General features: G+C 67.6%; 8 protein-coding genes. 2 read left to right on the top strand and 6 right to left on the bottom strand.

The window, feature by feature from the left end; genetic code table 11:
• Positions 1-22: 22 nt before the first annotated feature.
• The 3 genes from AB0G15_RS19585 to AB0G15_RS19575 form a co-directional block, all read right to left on the bottom strand.
• Entirely contained in the window at positions 23-331 is a 309-nt protein-coding gene (locus AB0G15_RS19585) for an Ig-like domain-containing protein (protein ID WP_362841449.1), read from the bottom strand.
• A gap of 8 nt (positions 332-339) precedes the next feature.
• Complete coding sequence (locus AB0G15_RS19580) at positions 340-963, bottom strand: hypothetical protein (RefSeq protein WP_362841446.1); 624 nt, start codon at positions 961-963, stop codon at positions 340-342.
• 88 nt (positions 964-1,051) lie between these two features.
• Positions 1,052-4,759 carry a DNRLRE domain-containing protein gene (locus tag AB0G15_RS19575; RefSeq protein WP_362841444.1) on the bottom strand — a complete coding sequence of 1,236 codons (3,708 nt, stop codon included), beginning with the start codon at positions 4,757-4,759 and terminating at the stop codon, positions 1,052-1,054.
• A gap of 895 nt (positions 4,760-5,654) precedes the next feature.
• On the opposite strand from AB0G15_RS19575, the gene AB0G15_RS19570 reads away from it, so the two are divergent.
• Positions 5,655-6,824, top strand: coding sequence for a hypothetical protein (locus tag AB0G15_RS19570; RefSeq protein ID WP_362841441.1), 1,170 nt, complete (start codon positions 5,655-5,657; stop codon positions 6,822-6,824).
• 89 nt (positions 6,825-6,913) lie between these two features.
• On the opposite strand, the gene AB0G15_RS19565 is transcribed toward AB0G15_RS19570, so the two are convergent.
• Positions 6,914-7,990 (bottom strand): DUF998 domain-containing protein, encoded by a 1,077-nt coding sequence (locus AB0G15_RS19565; protein ID WP_362841438.1) that lies wholly within the window; start codon positions 7,988-7,990, stop codon positions 6,914-6,916.
• 71 nt (positions 7,991-8,061) lie between these two features.
• Between AB0G15_RS19565 and AB0G15_RS19560 the strand changes: the two genes are divergently transcribed.
• Positions 8,062-8,751: a TetR/AcrR family transcriptional regulator C-terminal domain-containing protein gene (locus AB0G15_RS19560; protein ID WP_362841436.1), complete on the top strand. Its 690-nt coding sequence runs from the start codon at positions 8,062-8,064 to the stop codon at positions 8,749-8,751.
• 202 nt (positions 8,752-8,953) lie between these two features.
• Here AB0G15_RS19560 and AB0G15_RS19555 read toward each other — a convergent pair whose 3' ends face one another.
• A complete protein-coding gene (locus AB0G15_RS19555) occupies positions 8,954-13,660 on the bottom strand; it encodes a DEAD/DEAH box helicase (RefSeq protein WP_362841433.1) in 4,707 nt (1,568 codons plus the stop codon).
• Positions 13,657-16,980, bottom strand: a complete 3,324-nt coding sequence (locus AB0G15_RS19550) for a hypothetical protein (protein ID WP_362841430.1) — start codon at positions 16,978-16,980, stop codon at positions 13,657-13,659. Before AB0G15_RS19550 ends, AB0G15_RS19555 begins: the two co-directional genes overlap by 4 nt.
• Positions 16,981-17,148 lie beyond the last annotated feature (168 nt).

Raw genomic sequence — 17,148 nt, 5'->3', positions numbered from 1 at the left:
TCGACACCAATGCGAACTCCCCTCATCCTTCTGTGGTGAACGTGGTGGCGTAGTCAGCCACCACGTTGTCCTCCATGTCTCGAGCCGACGTGATTTCAAGACGGTAGGTGGTACCCGGGAGAAGCGGATGAACAGGGGTGATCACCCAGACCGGGTCATCACCCTCCACGGGAGTCGCGGTAATGTCGACACCGTGCCCGGCAGGATCCTTCAGAGCGAACCGCGTACCGGTGACCGGCTCCAGAAAAGCAACCCTGACTTCTGGGACCACCTCGACGTGCCCTTGCTCATTGGCGAATTCGAGGCCGATGAAAGGCTGCAACACGATCATGTCTCTTTTCAACGCAAACTGGGCGGAACGTGAAGAGCATAGGGAAGGTCGCCGATGATTCGGGCATCGAGTCGCACGCCTGTCTCCAGCTCGAGAACGGTCAGCATGACGGCCTGCAAGTAGGTCGGGTCCTCCCCTTCCTCGTCATCGGCTTCTTCTGCCAGAAGATAGCGCTGGAACAGGTCGGCATACTTCGTGAGGGGCCCTCGCCGCAAGGCCGCGACCATGTCCTCCCCGGACTCCTCATCATCGCGTAGCTCCTCGTCCCAGCTACCGCCACCGCCGTCGCGGCGAACGTAGCCGAACATCAAATTATAGGAGTCCCACTGCACGATTCCATAATCACACCCTCCCGCCAGGGCAGCTTCGCCACGAAGAAAGCGTCCGACTCCTGCTTCGTCGAATGTGACAACGGCCTGCCCGACCTGTCCGATGAGCAGGCACCCCTCCTCGGCCAGCGTGTCATGCCCCTCAGCGGAGAGAAGATCTCCCTCCTGCATACCGATGCGCCGAACCGCTTCACCGATGGCAAGAGGCGTGGTCACGGTGTAGCAGAAATGCTCCCGATATTCGATCAGCTCGCGGTAGTAGGAAACAACGTCACGGTAACGCGCGGAAACATCGTCGTACATCACAGTCTTTCTACATGATAGAAACAGGAACGACCCCGGCGGGCGAACAGCCCGCCGGGGTCACCCATCGATATCGATTGGTTACATTCTACGGCTGACGACCAGGGGCTATCGCCTCGACGGAGAACTGGTCGGTTATGATATCTCGCTTCTTACCGTCTATGCCCAGGATTCTCGAATCCCGGTAGAAAACACCGAGCTGACGGCCGTCGGCACCGTTGTTCTGCCACCACACCGGCCTGACCGAGTATCGGCCGTGCTCAGGAGTGCCCTTGATACGTTCGACCGACGTCCATGCGCCTTGCATCGTTGACTCGAAGGGGTATTCGTCGCACTCGTAGACTCGCCGATCCGCTGCGGGGACCTCGACCCCGTCAATTTTCGCGGGTTTGCCGAGAACCGGATCCTTGCGGTCGAAGTCCCTGAACAACGCACGACATAGCGCGCGCACCTTCGTGTTGTTCTTCTTCTTCCAGTATTTTCTGACGTTGCGGGTGAGCGGGGGCCCGGCGGCGACGCCACCGGGGATGTACTTGCCCGGGATCTGCGGGAAAGTAAGGTGGGCCCTGTTCAGCGCAGTCCAGATATGTCCTGGAACGTTACGGTAAGAAGTGTTGACGTTGTCGGGATCCCCCCCGGCGCTCCACGGGTCCCCTGGGAGCGTCTCCGTGGTCTGATACACCGGATGTGCCTTGTCGAACACGCAGCCCGCACCCCTTGTCGAGGTGATGTAGGAAGCCGAGTCGCACCGGACCTGAGGCTTGGCGTTGCTCCAGGTGTATCTCACCGGGGTCGACGGGATGTCAGGAAGCCAGACCTTCGAATAAAACTTGGGGTGGCATCGTTCGATCTTGTCCTCTCCGGCTCCGCCGGCCTCATCGGAGAGTATCCGGAACTGGGCGGTCTTCCCCGCTTTCCAGTCCTGCCACTTGGCCTGGTGATAAGCATCTCCCACAACCTTGCAGGAACCACCCTTCACTCTGGCACCGAAGGCGATGTACGCCTTCTGCGTGTAGGTTCCTCCGACAGGAACGACGTTCTTCACCGAAATCCTAAAATCGCTGAAACGTTCCCTGGTGTTATCCTTCCCCGATGGAGAGGTGAAGCCAATGATCGTCACGTCGGCCTGTATCCCGTTGACCATCGTCCTCGTGCCGAACTGAGCACTTCCCGAATACAGGTCATGGATGGCGCACCAGTTCAGCCTGCTCGCCAGATACCCATCTCTGGCCTGGTCGGAGGCTACCGCCTTGTTACGCCAGCACTCGTCGACACGTGAATCGTCGTCCATCACCGCCATGGTCTCGCTCCGCGACTTCTGCTGCGAAGAAGGCGCGGTCAATCCACCGGAGCTAGTGCTGTAGCAGTAACCGCGGGATATCCAGCCTTTGCTGTCGACGCCAGGTTCACCTCGACTCCCCCAGCTTCCAAGCTTCAACGCCTCCCACACATAGTCCCTGTGCGTGACGTACGTCCCCGTCGAATACGTGGCGCCTCTGCTCCATGCGGGTGAGCGCGCGCACAGGGGGTCCAGGGTTCGTGTGGGCGTCGGCGTGGGGCTAGGCGTTGGTGTGATCGTCGGATTAGGAGTCGATCCACCGCACGGGCCCAGGTCCTCCCATACCTCGTGCACACCTGGCTCGTCACCGGGTTCCGCCCACTCCCATGCCACCTGCCACAGGTGACCCTTGTGAGAGACCTTGGCTCGGTACCAGTAATCCGCAGCGGCGTTCCAGGCGGGTTCCGCGCAGGTTGTCGGGGAGGGGGTGGGGGTGGGGCCATTGCCCTTCGTGGTGAAGGAGGCGGTGTAGTTGGCCATGACATTGCCTGCCGCGTCCCGGGCCGCCCTGACCTCGATACGGTAGACCGTTCCCGCCTGTAGAGGTTGCCCGGGAGCAAGCTCCCATCCCTGATCGGGTTCACCCACAGAGGTGATCGTCACGGCGACATCGGCCCCGGACGGGTTCTTCAGAGCGAAGACGGCGCCTGTGACAGGTTCGGTGAACGCGGCGCGGATCGTGGTGTTCACAGAAATGTCGCGTTCACCTGCGGCGGGATTGGTGAACACCGAGGGGGCGATGGTGTCCGGATCACTGGAAGGAGGATCCTCACTTTCCTCGTAGCCAGGACCCTCGTCCTCGTGCTCCCACCCGATCTCCTCCTCTGTGAGATCACTCGGTGACTGGAGCGTACGAGCATCCACGATGACGCGTTCCGAGGAGTTCAACGCCGCGTCGCGAGCCTCTTCGTCAGTGGGGTTCGTGAACGGCTGATCCTCCGTGTCGGTCTGCCGAGAGCGCATCTCGGCCAGATTTTCTGGCGTCGCCTCGAACTGGCCATACTGGAACGTGTCGACTTCGACCGTCTGAGGCGGTGACTCGTACTCGACGAACAGCACCGGCCCACGGCCATCTATCCCGGCCCATTCCGCCGAGAGGTACTCGCGGTAGTTGAGCGGGCCCCCCTCGTTGAGGGCGCCGATCTGCAGGCCGTAGTTGGGTTCGCCGCCGGCCCACGCCCGGACGATGTTCTCGATGGAGTAGTAAACCTCCTGAGCCGGGTCTGAGCAGTATCGGGGCGGGTTGGTGTTGACGCGGCCCACGCCGCTGCCCTTGGTGCCCTGGCCGCTGGTGGTGACCGAGGGCTGGTTGTTCCAGCGCAGGCTGCTCATCGTCCAGCTGCTGGTGATGCGGCGAACGGCGATCTCACCGACCTCGGCGCCGCAGGCGTGAGTGATGTAGTTCCACGGCCGCAGGTCGGCGTCAATGACGTGCAAGCCGTAGAAGGGCGCGTTGGTAAGGTCGTAACGCACGTAACTACGCCAGACCGCCCCGTCGTTGGTCTTGCCCGCCACCAGCGCGTCCATGTACTGGTTGGGAGCGCCCGTGCCCCAGGTGCCGTTGTTGATGAAGGTGTCGGCGACGGGCATGCCCGCGCCGTACCACGGGGTGGAGTCCATCATCAGCGTGACCGGGTAGGTGGTCGCGGGGTCGGCCAGGAAGACCTCATCCGGGGTGTAGCGCAGCACAGGGCCCTTGCCGGTCTGCTCGACCGTGGCCGCGACGGTGCTCATCCGCCCGGCGTCCGGCGGCGCTTCGGGACTCGCCGCCGTCTTGTCCAGGAGCAGAGCCGGCGTCAGAGGGGTGGCCTTGCCGTCGCTGTCGACGGTCGGCAGGGTCGGCTTGCCCGAGGCGTCCTTGCCGTACTTCACCCCGGTCGGCAGCTTCACCGGAAGGCGGAGGTCGAGTTTTCCAACCGGACGCTGGGGGATCACCACCTCCTGGCGCAGGCCGGTGGGCGTGACAGTGACGACCAGGTCGATTCCGGGACCGTAAGCCGACCGGTAGGTGGCCGTGCTACCCGACAGTTCCGGCTTGGGCAGCGCGGTCGGCGCGCTGACCGCCGCCTCGCCCTTATTCGTCTTGCTCCTGGCCAGCGTGGTGTCACCACCGGCCGACAGGGTCACCTCCACCTTGGAGACCTTGGGACGGACGGCCCCGCCCTCCTCCACCAGGGTCGTGTCGATCGCCGCCCAGGCTCCGTCCTTCTTGACCCGGATGGGCGCACTGTAGACGTACGTGCCCAGCGTCTTGCCGTTGCTGTTGGCCACTGTCGTCGAGTTCTCGGTGTGGAGGGCGCCGATCTCGACTTGCTTGTTCTGCCGCTTCGCCTCCCGCTGTGCTGTCTCTACTGGATCAGGGGTGGCGGCCGGTCGCGGCACAGGAGAGACGGGCGCCGGTGTCGGGGTGGGGTCGGCCGCGGCGGGGGCCACGAGCAGCGAGGTGGACAGTCCCAATGCGACTATCAGTGAGGCACTGCGACGGTTACGGGACAGAACGCCAGGTCTTGGTTTCTGCGGTTTCACTCTAACCTTTCCGGTAAACGGTCTTGGGCCGGAGTGATCTTCACATGGAACCAGCAAGAAAGTAAAGACATAATCATGGGCGCCGGATAGCTTTCACAATCGGTAGCGTAACGGAGACCTCACATTTCGCGTTCCAAGCGGTGTCCTATGCTCAAAGAAAGCTGTCATCGAAACAAACCCGAAACTAAGGACCACCCCCTGTTCTCCCAGTTCAAGCAGCTAATACAACCTGCAGACCGGCGCATCGATCGCGAGACGAAGAGCAGCCTTGTCAAAAATGTCGGTGGCTCTGCATATACTCCCCGCCCGCGAATGATTCGGTCAGCGACATCGATATTTTACGGATGAGACATATGTACCTACCGCGCATACACACGCTTCTCAACGCCAAGGATTTACTGGGCGAAGATCCAGTGAACGACCACTCGGAACATCTCATCGGGGGCGTCGGCGTGAAACCGGTCAGCCAACGAACATGATCGGACGGAACGGGGCGGGGCGGGGCAGGTAACGATGACCACACTGCCCGGCCTCCGTAAGAGCTTCTACGCCCTTAGCGATGATCATCCTGACCGAAAGCTCCAGGATGCTGTGGGGCGACGCCCACGCCCCGAGGAGGTCGTGTCCCTCCCGGTACCCCAGGGATGCGAGACGGTAGCCGAGGCTTCGCGAAAAATCGCGATCGATCAGCGCGATGCGGGGTATATTCGGGGAGTCGCGAAAGCGAGCACATGCTTACCCGGGGCTTCATGCCCCTGAGGGCGCGGTCTTCGGACCGCGCCCTCTTTTCTTCCCCCTTGTTCTCCCCACCCGAGGCTGCGCCGCCATGAACGCGATCCCCATCGGGCGTGACCCTCGGTCCGCCTACTCACGGCATGTCACGACCCGGCTCCTCGACTTCAGCAGCGTCACCACCCCGTGGACACGCCGACTCTGGGACGTAAGCTCTCTCCTCGCCCTGGAGGAGCTGCACGAGGCGGGCATCTGGGTCGATCGCAGGGTGCTGTCGCAGGGCGCGGTCGACTGGCAGCGCCACACCATGGAGCGGCTCCTCGGCAACGACCCGGCGATGGGGTCCGGGACCTACCGGCGCGAGCTGCAGGAATGCGTCAAGACCACCCTGACGCTCGCCAGCGACGAACGCCGCAAGCTGCGCCACCTCATCGACATCGCACGCCCCGGCTACCTGGACCGCTGGGCCACCTGCGTCGCCGTCGACGCCCCGCCTACACCCGAAAGGGTCGCCCGTGCCATCGCCTCCCACCTGCTCGACAGCGGGCACAGCCTCTCCGGCCTGCAACGCTGGCTCCGCGACGGGCGCCAGAACCTCTCGGCCACGGACCTGCTCTCGGAGGCGGCGACCCTGATCGCCACGCCGCCGCGCGGCCGACACGTCGTCGTCCCGTTCCACACCCTGCACAGACACGAGGAGCTGACCGGGCATCTGCCGCACTGGCGGGCGGCTGCCGAGACGCAGATGCTGATCGCGGAGGCGGGGCTCAAGCCTCCAGAGCGGATCGTGGGCTCGCTGGTCTTCACCGTCGAGGCGCGAGACTCCACCCGTGCCGTGGAGATCGTCTCCGACCTGGTCGAGCGGATGCAGGCCAGGGCCAGGTTCGCCGCGAGCGGGCCGGTTCTCCCCCTCGGCGACGTTTACGTCACCGGAGAGACCAAGCCGGTCCCGCTGCAGCCGCCCGCCAGGGGAGCCCAGGTGCTGTCGCTCGCCGCCGAACGTCAGCTCTACATGGTCGGCGGGGAGACGCAACGCTTCGGCGAGCAGGCAAGGAGCACGCTCGACGATGCCCTGGAGATCGCCTCCGCGCTCAACCAGGGACCGCTCGCACCCGCGATCGCCGGAGGCTGGGCGGCTCTGGAGTCGCTGCTCACCGAGGCCCGCGACCCCGACGAGCAGGAGAAGTGGTGGCCGCCGCCCTCGTCTCCGACTCCTGGCAACGCGCCGATCTCACCGCGCTTTCCTACCGGATTCGGGAGGTGAAGGGCGACGACCTCACCTCCCGCCTCGAAGCGTGCGAGTCGAACCGGAGCCGGGCAGCGGTGATCGCCACCGAGCTGAGGAGCGGAGGTTCACTTCCCCTCGTGCGCTCTTGGCGGACCGGCAGCGACGTCGCCTCCGTCCTGCGCCTGCGCGAGCTGCTCGCCGACGAGAGGCGTGTGCTGGACCGAGTGCGCTTCTATGCGGAGGCCTCGCTCAGGCGCCTGTACCGCTGCCGCAACATCGTGCTGCACGGCGGCTCTGCGGGGGGTGTCGTGCTCCCCGCCGCCCTCCGTGTGACCGCTCCGCTGGTCGGAGCCGCTCTGGACCGCCTCACCCATGCCCACCTGGTCACTGGGGTTTCCCCCATCGCCCTTGCCTCCCGTGCCGAGACCGCCCTGCGCATGGTCGGCGACGACCTGGGCCCCAACCTCTGTGACCTGCTCGAATAACCCCCGGCCGGTCGGCAGGTGAGATCCGCGCACCCGCACCGCGAGCGCCGCTGCCCATCCCCAGCCCAGGAACGCGATGGCGCGCAGAAGCAGGCTCAGCGGCCGGGAGTTCTCGCCGCCGTCCGACAGCAGCCCCGCCAGCAGGTAGAGGGCGGGAAGCGCCACGCCGGTGGCCGCGCAGTAGAGCGCCCATCCGCGCTCTCCCCGTACGGCGAAGTGACGGGTGAAGACGAAGCACGCCGCGACCAGCGAGACGAACACCACGCCGAAGGCGGCGCCGTGCAGGATGTAGCCCAGCCCTGGGTCGTCGGGAAGGCCTTGCGGCGCGCCCGGCGGGTAGCCCCACGCCGGTTCGAAGCGGAAGACACCGGCGGCGACCAGGCCGATCCCGTACGCGCCGATCAGTAACGGACCCCAGGTCCCGCCGCGGCCCGGACGCAGCGCCCGCCACAGCCCTGCCGCGAACGCGATGTTCAGCAGCCCGGTGGCCACGAAGTTGACGATCTGGATCCACCCCAGGTCGCCCAGGCTCAGCATGCTGAGCGGCTGCCGCCGGGGGTCGAAGTCCGCGCGCGTGTAGTCCTGGATCACGACCACGAGGACGAACAGCGGTCCGGCTACGGCACCGCAGGTCAGCAGCGCCCTCGTCAGGCGCTGTTCCCGCATGGTGGACATGGCTCTCCCCTCCACGGCCGGCATCCTCGGGATGTCCGGCACGCGAGTTTTCCTTAGCAGCGCTAAGTGCGCGTCGCCGTCATGTTTCCTTAGCGCTGCTAAGGTGTCAACCGATGGGAGAGAACAAGCGGGGGGCCGGCCTGACCCGGCAGATGATGATCGATACGGCGCTGCGGCTGCTCGACGAGGTCGGCCTGGACGGGCTGACGGTGCGGCGGCTCGCCTCGGAGCTGGGCGTCCAGTCACCCGCCCTGTACTGGCACCTGCGCAACAAGCAGGAGCTGCTCGACGGGATGGCCGACGCGATCGTCCTGGCCGCCGGGATGGGACCGCCCCGCGAGGGCGAGTCCTGGCAGGACTGGCTCGCCCGCCGGGCCCGCGCGTACCGCGACTCCCTGCGCGCCCACCGCGACGGCGCCCGCCTCGTCGCCAACGCCGCGAGCCTGAGCCCGGCGACGATCAGGATGTTCGACGAGGAGCTGACCGCCATGGTCCGCCGTGGCTTCACCCCGGTCCTGGCACTGCGCACGATCACGGCCCTCACCCGCTACGTCAATGGGTGCGTCCTGCAGGAGCAGACCGAACGCCAGGCGTCCTCGGGCACGCCCGCGGACCGGTTCGCGGCGCTGGCCGAACTGCTCGACGGGGGCATGGAGGCCACCCTGCTCACGGCGTTCCGCCAGAGCGGCGGCTCGTTCGCTGAGGACGCCTTCGAACACGGCCTCCGAACCCTGATCGACGGTACGGCCACCGCCCTGCGCCTCTCTCCCCCGCCCCTGCCTGAGTCACGCCCACCCGTTTGACTCACACCCCCGCTCCAGCCGGTCTAAGCCCTTCGCCCGGCTTACACTCGTCCGCATAGCTTGCACCCGCCGATCTGGGTCGTTCACTCATCCGGTGCACGCGTGGTGGGCGAACGACCCGATGCGCGCCGCCCGCCCACCGCGCGGTGGTGGAATCCAGCCCCCCGCGCGGTCCCGACACGGCCACCGGTGCTGTCGGAAACTACCGGGCAACCTCCTGATGAAACCCGGCGATGCCTACCTGCGCATCGTCCCCGATGCCAACCGCCATCAGCGGGCCCAGTATGCCGAGGGCCGCCGCGCGGCTGAGGTCCTCATGGTGGGCCTGGTTGCGGAAACTCCGCAGGCAGCCGTAGCAGGAGGTCTCCTCACCGCAGTCGCAACTGGACACCCTGGCGTAAGCCGCCCTGATGACGCCGTCCAGGGCCCGGGCAATGCGGAGCACGCTGCCCGCTCCCCCGGGCACCGCGTCGAACATCACGAGCCCGATCCGGTTACCCGGGCGCGCGTACAGCGTGCCGCCGATGTCGTCCCGGCTCAGTTCCAGCTCCTCCGCCGCCCCCTCCAGCATCGCGTAGAGCAGCGAGTGCCAGCCGGCCGTATTGGTGGCGAGCGGTACGACGAGATGGTCGAAGTCCAGCGCCAGGATGTCGGTCTCGTAGGGGTGGGCGAGCGAACGGCGCCGGAGCGTTCCGGTGCACTCCGTACCGCGCAGCAGGTGAGGGTGGGACTTGACCACCTTCTTCGTCAGCGGCACGCCGGCGCCGCACCAGTCGCAGATCAGGTAACCAGCCCCGGTCGGCCCCTCCGAGAGGGCTATCAACCGTCCCCGCTTACCCGCTCGGCCACGGATCGTCCCGCCGGTGGCGGCCCGCCATTCGAACTCCTCGACCTCGGCCGCGAGGGAGAGGACATGGGTCGCCCCGTTCCAGCTCCGCCTGGGGGGCGTGGTGGTGGTCTTCGACGGGCTGGACTCCGCGACGAAGCCGAACTCGGGCACGTAGTACTGCCGCGGCGTGTTCCGCGCCACCGTCGAACAGGACGGGCAGATCGGGTCGAGCTGCTCGTCACCCTCCCGATAGTGCTGGCAGTGTTCGCAGATGAGGTAGTGCCTGCCCACGAGTTCGCGATCCGGCAGCCGGTAGACGCCACCAGATCGCCAGAGCAGTCCCCCTGCCACGACTTCGGAGCCCGGCGCGTACTCGTAGATCGCCGCGGACAGATCCCGGGTGAGCTCCAGCTTGGCACCTACTGCCTCACCGGAGTACGAGGTGCGCAGTTCGACCGTGTCGACCGGGAAACCGTACTTGGGGAGCACGTTCCGGTTGGCGAGGTAACCGAGTAGGTTGCGCTTGACCAGGGTGTTGATGGTCTTGGCGTACCGGCTGACCAGGTGATCCTTGCGCGCGTTGAAGGCCTCGACACGACGTTCCTCGAAGATCTCCACGTCGAGGGCGAGCTGGGCCCTGATCTCCTCCAGCAGGTCGGCCAGGACGTCGACCCAGGTGCCGGTGTTGACGCCGATCTCCCGCTGGACCTCTGGCGGGAGCACCCGCAGCAGCGACTCCATGACGTCTCGGGGGACGGGAGAGAGGAAGGACCGGACCCGTGAGGCGGCCACCCCGCCGTTCTCCGGCAGGAAGAACTCACCGGCCGTCGTCCACGTCTCGCCGCCGACCTTCTTCGCGTGCCGGAAGAACGCCGAAAGGGCGATCGAATGCGCGTGCCGCCGGTCGATCCGCTCGTTGCCGAGCGGGACGTACGGCGCGCGCACCTGCCCGGCGATCATCGAGGCGGGGTTCTGGTAGCGGGACAGGTCGTGGGAACGCCGCTGCGCGTAGGTCACCACCAGCGCGGCCGAGTCCGTTCTGCGCCCCGCCCGTCCGGCGCGCTGGACGTAGTTGGCGGTCGTCGGCGGCATGTTGCGCAGCAGCACCGACTGCAGTTCACCGACGTCCACCCCGAGTTCGAAGGTGGTGGAGCAGGACAGCAGGTTGACCTCACCGCGGAGGAACCCCTGTTGGATGGCCGCCGCCTCCAGGCTGGTCCATTGGGCGGTGTGCTCGCGCGCCACCAGCGGCACCGGCCGCATCGACTGGTAGACGACGCGGTAGTGGTTGTCGTCCTCTGCCAGAGGCGGGATGGTGAACGGTTGCAGCGTGCCTCGACAGCCCATCGTCGAGCAGACGCCGCGTACCGAGACTGAGGCGACTCGGCGGCACACGTTGCACCGGTGCGACGGCCGTTCCGGCGAGGCGGGCGCGAACCGCAGCCAGTCGTGGTCGATCTGCCGCAGCGTGCCGAGCGACCGGACGGTGTCCGTCTTCAGCCAGCCGTCCCGCTGGTTGGTGATCAGCTTCCAGCAGCCGCGAAGCACCTCCTTGGGATCCGCGGCGAAACCGGCGGGCCCCAAAGCCTCCAGCACCCGCCGCATGTAGTCCAGCCGCCGGTTCATCCCCCGGGTGGGCAGCCAGCTCAGCACTTTCCTGGCGGGTTCCGAACCGTCCTCTCTCAGGTAGATCGGGCCCCGGCGCGGGTCGAACGCCTCGTCCCTGGGGTCAACCCCGTCCGGCATGGTCAGGACACCCTGCTGCCTGACACTGCGGAGCAGCTCGGTCAGCAGCGCCCAGCTCTCGCCGTCGGAGAGCCCTAATGCCCTTAACCCTGGTGGCACCGGCCACCGGCGTTCCCTGTCCAGGTCGACGTGGAGCAGCCCGAGCCCCTCCAGGGACTGGCGATCGTCCATGGCCACCAGCTCCCGCATGATCCACAGAGCCACTCTGCGCCTGCGCTCCTGAGCGGACGTGCGGCGGGTGAACACATGGGCCCGGTCCGCCGCCTTCGCCACCTGGTAGGTGAGGTCGGCGACGCTGACCGCGTCGTCGTCCCGGGTGGCCGCCTTCAACCCTTCGAGGATCAGGCGGCGGTGCTGGATGCTCTCGTAGCTGGACTCCAGGTACGGGGCGAAGAACGCGGCGGCCTGACGGCTGTCACTGAAGGAGAGCAGCTTGCGGCCCTCCCCCGGCTGGTCGGCCAGTTCCTCCTCGGCGGCGGGGGGCAGCGCCTGATAGAGGGCGGTGCCGAGGACGGCCACCGCCGCGTCGTTACCGCTCTCGAACTGCCTGACCATCCCCTGCCCCCTCGCCCCGCAGGCGACGCAGCCGGATGGGGAGTCCTGATGGGTGTTGAGTCGGCGGACCGGCCAGAGGGAGGTCGCCGTACAGCCGGCCCGCCCGCAGACGAGCCTCGGCGACAGGTGCAGCCCGCCGCAGCCCGCGCAGAGGAACGCGTCGTCCCCGGTGACCTCGGTCGAGCTGCCGATCTCGTCGATCTCGTCGTCCTCGTCGGCCAGCACCGGGGAGTCGCCCAGGAGCAGCCACACCCTGCGCTCGTCACGCTTGATCCTCGGCGCGAAGACGTAGTCGGCGCCGTCCGCCCGGACCGCGCCGATCAGATGAACCGCGCCGCACCGCTTGCAGGCACCGAACTCGAAGGTGGCCCCCTGGCACGACTCGCAGGTCTCGTGACGTCCCAGGGAGACGTGCGGCCCGGCGGGAGTGAGGCAGGTGAACGCGCCCTCGGTCGCCCGGGCGAAGAGGTGGTAGCGGGCGGAGAGCACGGGCGAGCCGGCCAGGTCACGGAGCTTGCTGCCCACCGCGACCAGCGCGGCAAGCGTCTCCGCCGGTCGCTCGTGCGGGTCGAAGAGCAGCCCGGCGAGATCCGCGAAAGGAACCGGTCCCGCGGCCAGGCGCTGGCGCAGCTCGGCCATGCCCTGCTCGTGAGCGAGAGCCATGCCGGGGTCGTCCGCGGCGAAACCCCGCTCTTTGGCCAGCACCAGCAGGTCGGCGGCCGGGTCGGCGGCCTCGGCCAGCTCCCGGTAGGCGTCGGCGGGCAGCGGGCCCCAGAACGGACCCTCCGGCATCCTCACCCGGGTCGCGGTGACCAGGTCCTGCCGGGAGGTGTCGCCAGGCACCCACTCGAACGGCACATCGAAGAGCTTCCTGGCGAACTCGGTAACCGGTGCCGGGTCGTCGCCGACCGTCGCGCTGGTGGCGATGCACTGCAGCGGCCGTTCCGGAGCCACCCGGTCGTGCAGGCGGCGCAACAGCATCGCCAGCTCGGCCGCCTTGGCGCCGTCGTAGACGTGGGCCTCGTCCAGCGCGACGAACCGCCAGCTGCGCTGTTCGAACAGGTACAGATCATCGGGCCGGAGCAGGAGGTACTCCAGCATGGCGTAGTTGGTCAGCAGGAGGTGCGGGGGGCTCTCCCGCATCTCCTGCCGGCTGAGCAGCTCGTTGGGTAGGCGCGGTTCGCCGGGGTTGAGGGCCTCGAAGTTCTCCGCGCCCTCCCGCGCACTCTCCGGCGTGTCTCCGGTATAGCGGCCGAAGGTGATCTGCGGGACGTTCGCCAGAAGCCTGCGCAGCCGCTTCAGCTGGTCGTTGGCCAGCGCGTTCATCGGATAGAGCAGTAGTGCCCGCACCCCGGGGCCGAGGTCGCCGCTCGCGTGTTCGACGATCAGCGAGTTCAGGATCGGCAGCAGGAAGCTCTCGGTCTTGCCGGAACCGGTTCCGGTGGCGACCACCAGGTTCCGGCCCTGCCCGGCCTTGCGGATCGCGGTCTCCTGGTGCCGGTACAGCGGCCGTTCCAGTGGCAGGTCCTTCCCTGCGAGCAGGCGGAACGCCGGATCGAGCACGCCCTCGTCGATGAGCTGGAGAAGCGTGGCCCCCGTCGCGTACGGCGGGGTGGCCTCCAGCAGCGGCCCCTTCGTCAGCATCGGACTCGCGGAGATCTCCGCCGCCAGCGCCCGCGCGATCTGTGGTTCGCGGACGGGAAGCAGCGACCGCAGATACCGGCGGTAGCTCTCGACGATGAGGCCGCTGGTGCTCAGCGGGTCGAGCGTGTCGCTCACTGCGTCTCCTTCTTCCCTGCGCCGATCAGAAGCTCGGCGAGTACGAGGTCGATCGTCACGAGGTCGGGTGCCACCGCGGCGAGACGGGCCCAGTCAGCGCGGAAGAGCTGTTCGGCGCGGACGCAGTCCGCGTCCCCCCTGGCTGCCAGCCTGGCAAGGAGCGCGAACGCCGTCGAGGCCGCGGGCAGGGAGTACCAGCCGCGTTTGTCCGCCGGATGCCTTCGCCGATCGACCTGGCCCAGCAGAACCGGTCGTCCCAGCACCGACCGCGCCGACGTGACCGCGTGCGCGGCGATCTGGCTGACCGGTCGTAACCCCTCCTCCCCTCGGGCGTCGAAAAGCCTGCGCGCCGCCGACGCCCGGGTGTCGACGTCGAGCAGCGCTTGGGGGACGACGTTGGCAGCTCGCCAGATGCCCTCGATCTGCTGGGACGTCAGGTGGACCATCCTTTCGACCTCGGAACCGAAGCGCCCCACTCCAGCCCATGGGTCGACGCCTTTCTCCGTGATCTCGGCCAGCGCCGCACCGCACTGTCGTTCCGCCGCCGAGAAGCAGTCGGCGTCCGACAGATCTCCGGCCAATACCGCCGCCGCCGGTGCGAGCGGCCACATCCTCCGCGCCGCACCGGCCTGTTCCAGGTCCGGTACGGCCGTCGCCGCGAGCCCCGAAGTGATGAGGGCCACCACCGTGCGGTCCGGTTCGAAGCCGAGCTCCACCAGCGCGACCAGCGCGTCGGCGGGCCGCTGCAGCAGCGGCCCGGAGCAGTGCAGCCGGAACCGTTGCACGTCGGAGGAGGACCTGAGCTGATGCATGAGATCCAGCGCGGTCCAGACCCGCCGCAGGTCGTCGACCTCGTTCGGAAACCCGCCCTCCCCCGCCACGAAACGGGAGAGCGCCGTCTCCTCCGGATCCTCGCTCACCAGGTGACCTTCGCCACCCACCGTCAGATAGTGGTCGGGCCAGCGCGGCCATTCGACCGGCACCCACGGGTCGTCCACCTGAAGGCAGAGCAGGAGGGGACCGGCGTCGACCAACTCAGGGAGGAGGGGGATCCTGCCGTCCTGCTCGACCGGCACGATCAGCGGCTCCCGCCAGGGCGCCCGAACGGCGTAGATCCCTGCGGTCAGCCCCTCAACGGGCACGAATCCGGCGAGCTGGAGGTGCCTGTTCACCCGATCGACGCTCTGCGCGAGCCGCCGGGGACGGATGCTCGCGGCCCTGATGACCTCCTTGCCCACGTCCAGCAGCAGGTCGGCCCGCTGGTGCTCGTTCACCGTGTCGGCGAGCTTGACCAGGTCGTAGCGGGCCGTTCCCTCCTGGACCCGGCCGCTGGAGAAAATCTCCTGCACGATCCGTTCCCCGACCACCACTCGCAGCCTCGGCAGCACGCGCGCCTCGGGGACCCGGACGAGCAGGGCGCCGGGGCCGTCGGCGAACACGTCGGAGGTGATCCGCAGCGGACCCGCCCGCCACCCCGGCGGTTCGGCGGCCCGTTCGTGCATGACCTGAACGTGCGGAGGCGTGACCACCAGAGGTTCGGACTCCGTCTCGGTCCGGTACTCGATCACGCCCGCGAGCCGGTCGGCGTCGAAGGAGAGCACCCGGGGACTGGCCAGGGCCCCGATGGCCGCCGACAGTTCGGCCCTGCCCTCGGCCAGACCAGAGCGGCCGAACACCCGAACCCGTGGAGTGAACCGCACGTCGAGTCCCTCGGCGACGAACACCGTACGCCTGGCCCCGCGTCCCAGCGGACCGCGTACGGCGAGGTCGAAGGCACCGAGCAGGGGCCGGGGCAGCGAGTCCCACAGGCCGGTGACCGTGGTGGGCCCGCTGATCGTCTGAGAGCGCGACGCGACGACGACGTCACTCCCGCTGGACCGCACCTCGATCAGCCAGGTCGTGTCCGCGCCGGACTCGCCCGGCAACCAGATCTCCGGCGGGCGCGGATAGACCGGGGAGCCGTACGGCGTGGCGACCCCTCGGACGGGGTCGCCGGTGACGATCCGGGGGTGGGAGTAGCCGCGCACGGTACGGCGGCAGGCGGGCATCTCGGCGAGCTCGACCGAGCGCACGCCCCGCAGCGAGACCTGCCGCAGGCACCAGCCCTCCCAGCCCAGCGGTAGTTGCCCCTCGACGGTCACCGCGAGCGGGCTGTCCGCCACCAGTTCGTGCTCGTCGGGATGCACGACCCAGACCACGTCGGGTGGGAGCGGCAGGCTGGACGGCAGCAGGCGGCCGTCCTCGGCGAAGACCAGCAGGGGGGCGGCCGGGTCGACGACGGACAGCTCGCTCTGGTGCTGCCAGCCGGCCAGGGCGACCACCACCGTACGGACCGGCCGCAGCAGGCCGAAGCCGGTCGAGGGGGCACCCTCGGCCGTCCCCACCCACTGGGCCTGGCTGCGGACCGTGGTGGTCACCCCGTCGGCGGTGACGTTCCAGCGCGCGATCCCGTCGGGGGTCTCGCTGATCGCGGGCAGGACCACCTCGACACCGCGGCCGAAGGGGTCGAGGGCGATCCTGGGTTGTTCGCTCCGTATCCGTTTTCCGCCGGACGAGCGCGGAGCGGTGAGCGTGAGGCGTCCCTCGGCCGCCAGCTCCTGGGCGCGGCCGACCACCCGGGGCGGCAGGCCAACGCCGTCGAGATCGGGGGCAGAGTCCCCCAGCCGGTCGAGCAGGTCAAAGCTGCGCTCGACGAAGTCCAGCGCGAACTCAGTGCCGTGCTGCAGGAAGCGGCGCGCGGGCACGTCGAGCTCCTGGAGGCGCTTCTCCAGGCCCGAGGCGGTCGCCCAGGCGAGGAAGCCCTCGGCATCCAGTCCCCTGTCAACGGTTCTGCGCTGGGTGATCAGCCGGAAGTAGTCCTCCAGGCAGTAGGTCGGGATGCCGGTGTGCATCAGGATCGGGCCCAGGTAGGGCATCGACATGTCGGGGAAGGCGGGCATCCCGAGGGTGGCGAGCGCCGCTCTGAAGCCCTTCCCCCAGATGGTCTGGTCCTCCGGCAGTCCTCTGTAACGGACGGCCTTCCAGAGCTCGGGCCAGAACGTCCCTCGCTGGTAACCCCGGGCGGCGACCCCGGTGACGGCGACCGCCACGCAGGAGGGCCACTGCACGAAGAAGTCAGCGGGCCGTCGCCTGTTACCAGTCCACTTCTCGTAGACCTTGCCGAGAACCGACGCCACCTGCTCGCTGTAGGCGTCCTTGACGTCGACCTCCGCGATCAGGGATGACCCTCGTAGACGTCTGGACCAGGACTTTTCCCGGATGTTGAGCAGTTCTACAGGGCCGACCTTCTTCGTGGACGCGGCGTCTTTGGAACCTTCCATGCCAGAAAAGTAATCACCGACAACGGCATTCGGAATAGCGAGGTACAGATAGTTATTCGATGCTTGTAACCGGGAAAAGGGTCGGGTCCCCTTGCCAGGAAGTCTCGGTGACCTGGGGAAGCCGGGAGAGCACTGTGTCGATTTGATAGCTTATAGAGCTTTTACATG

The organism is Streptosporangium sp. NPDC023825, assembly GCF_040639575.1.
GTDB lineage: Bacteria > Actinomycetota > Actinomycetes > Streptosporangiales > Streptosporangiaceae > Streptosporangium.
The sequence above is the reverse complement of the archived record's forward strand: the minus strand, read 5'-3'. Positions and strand labels throughout refer to the sequence as shown.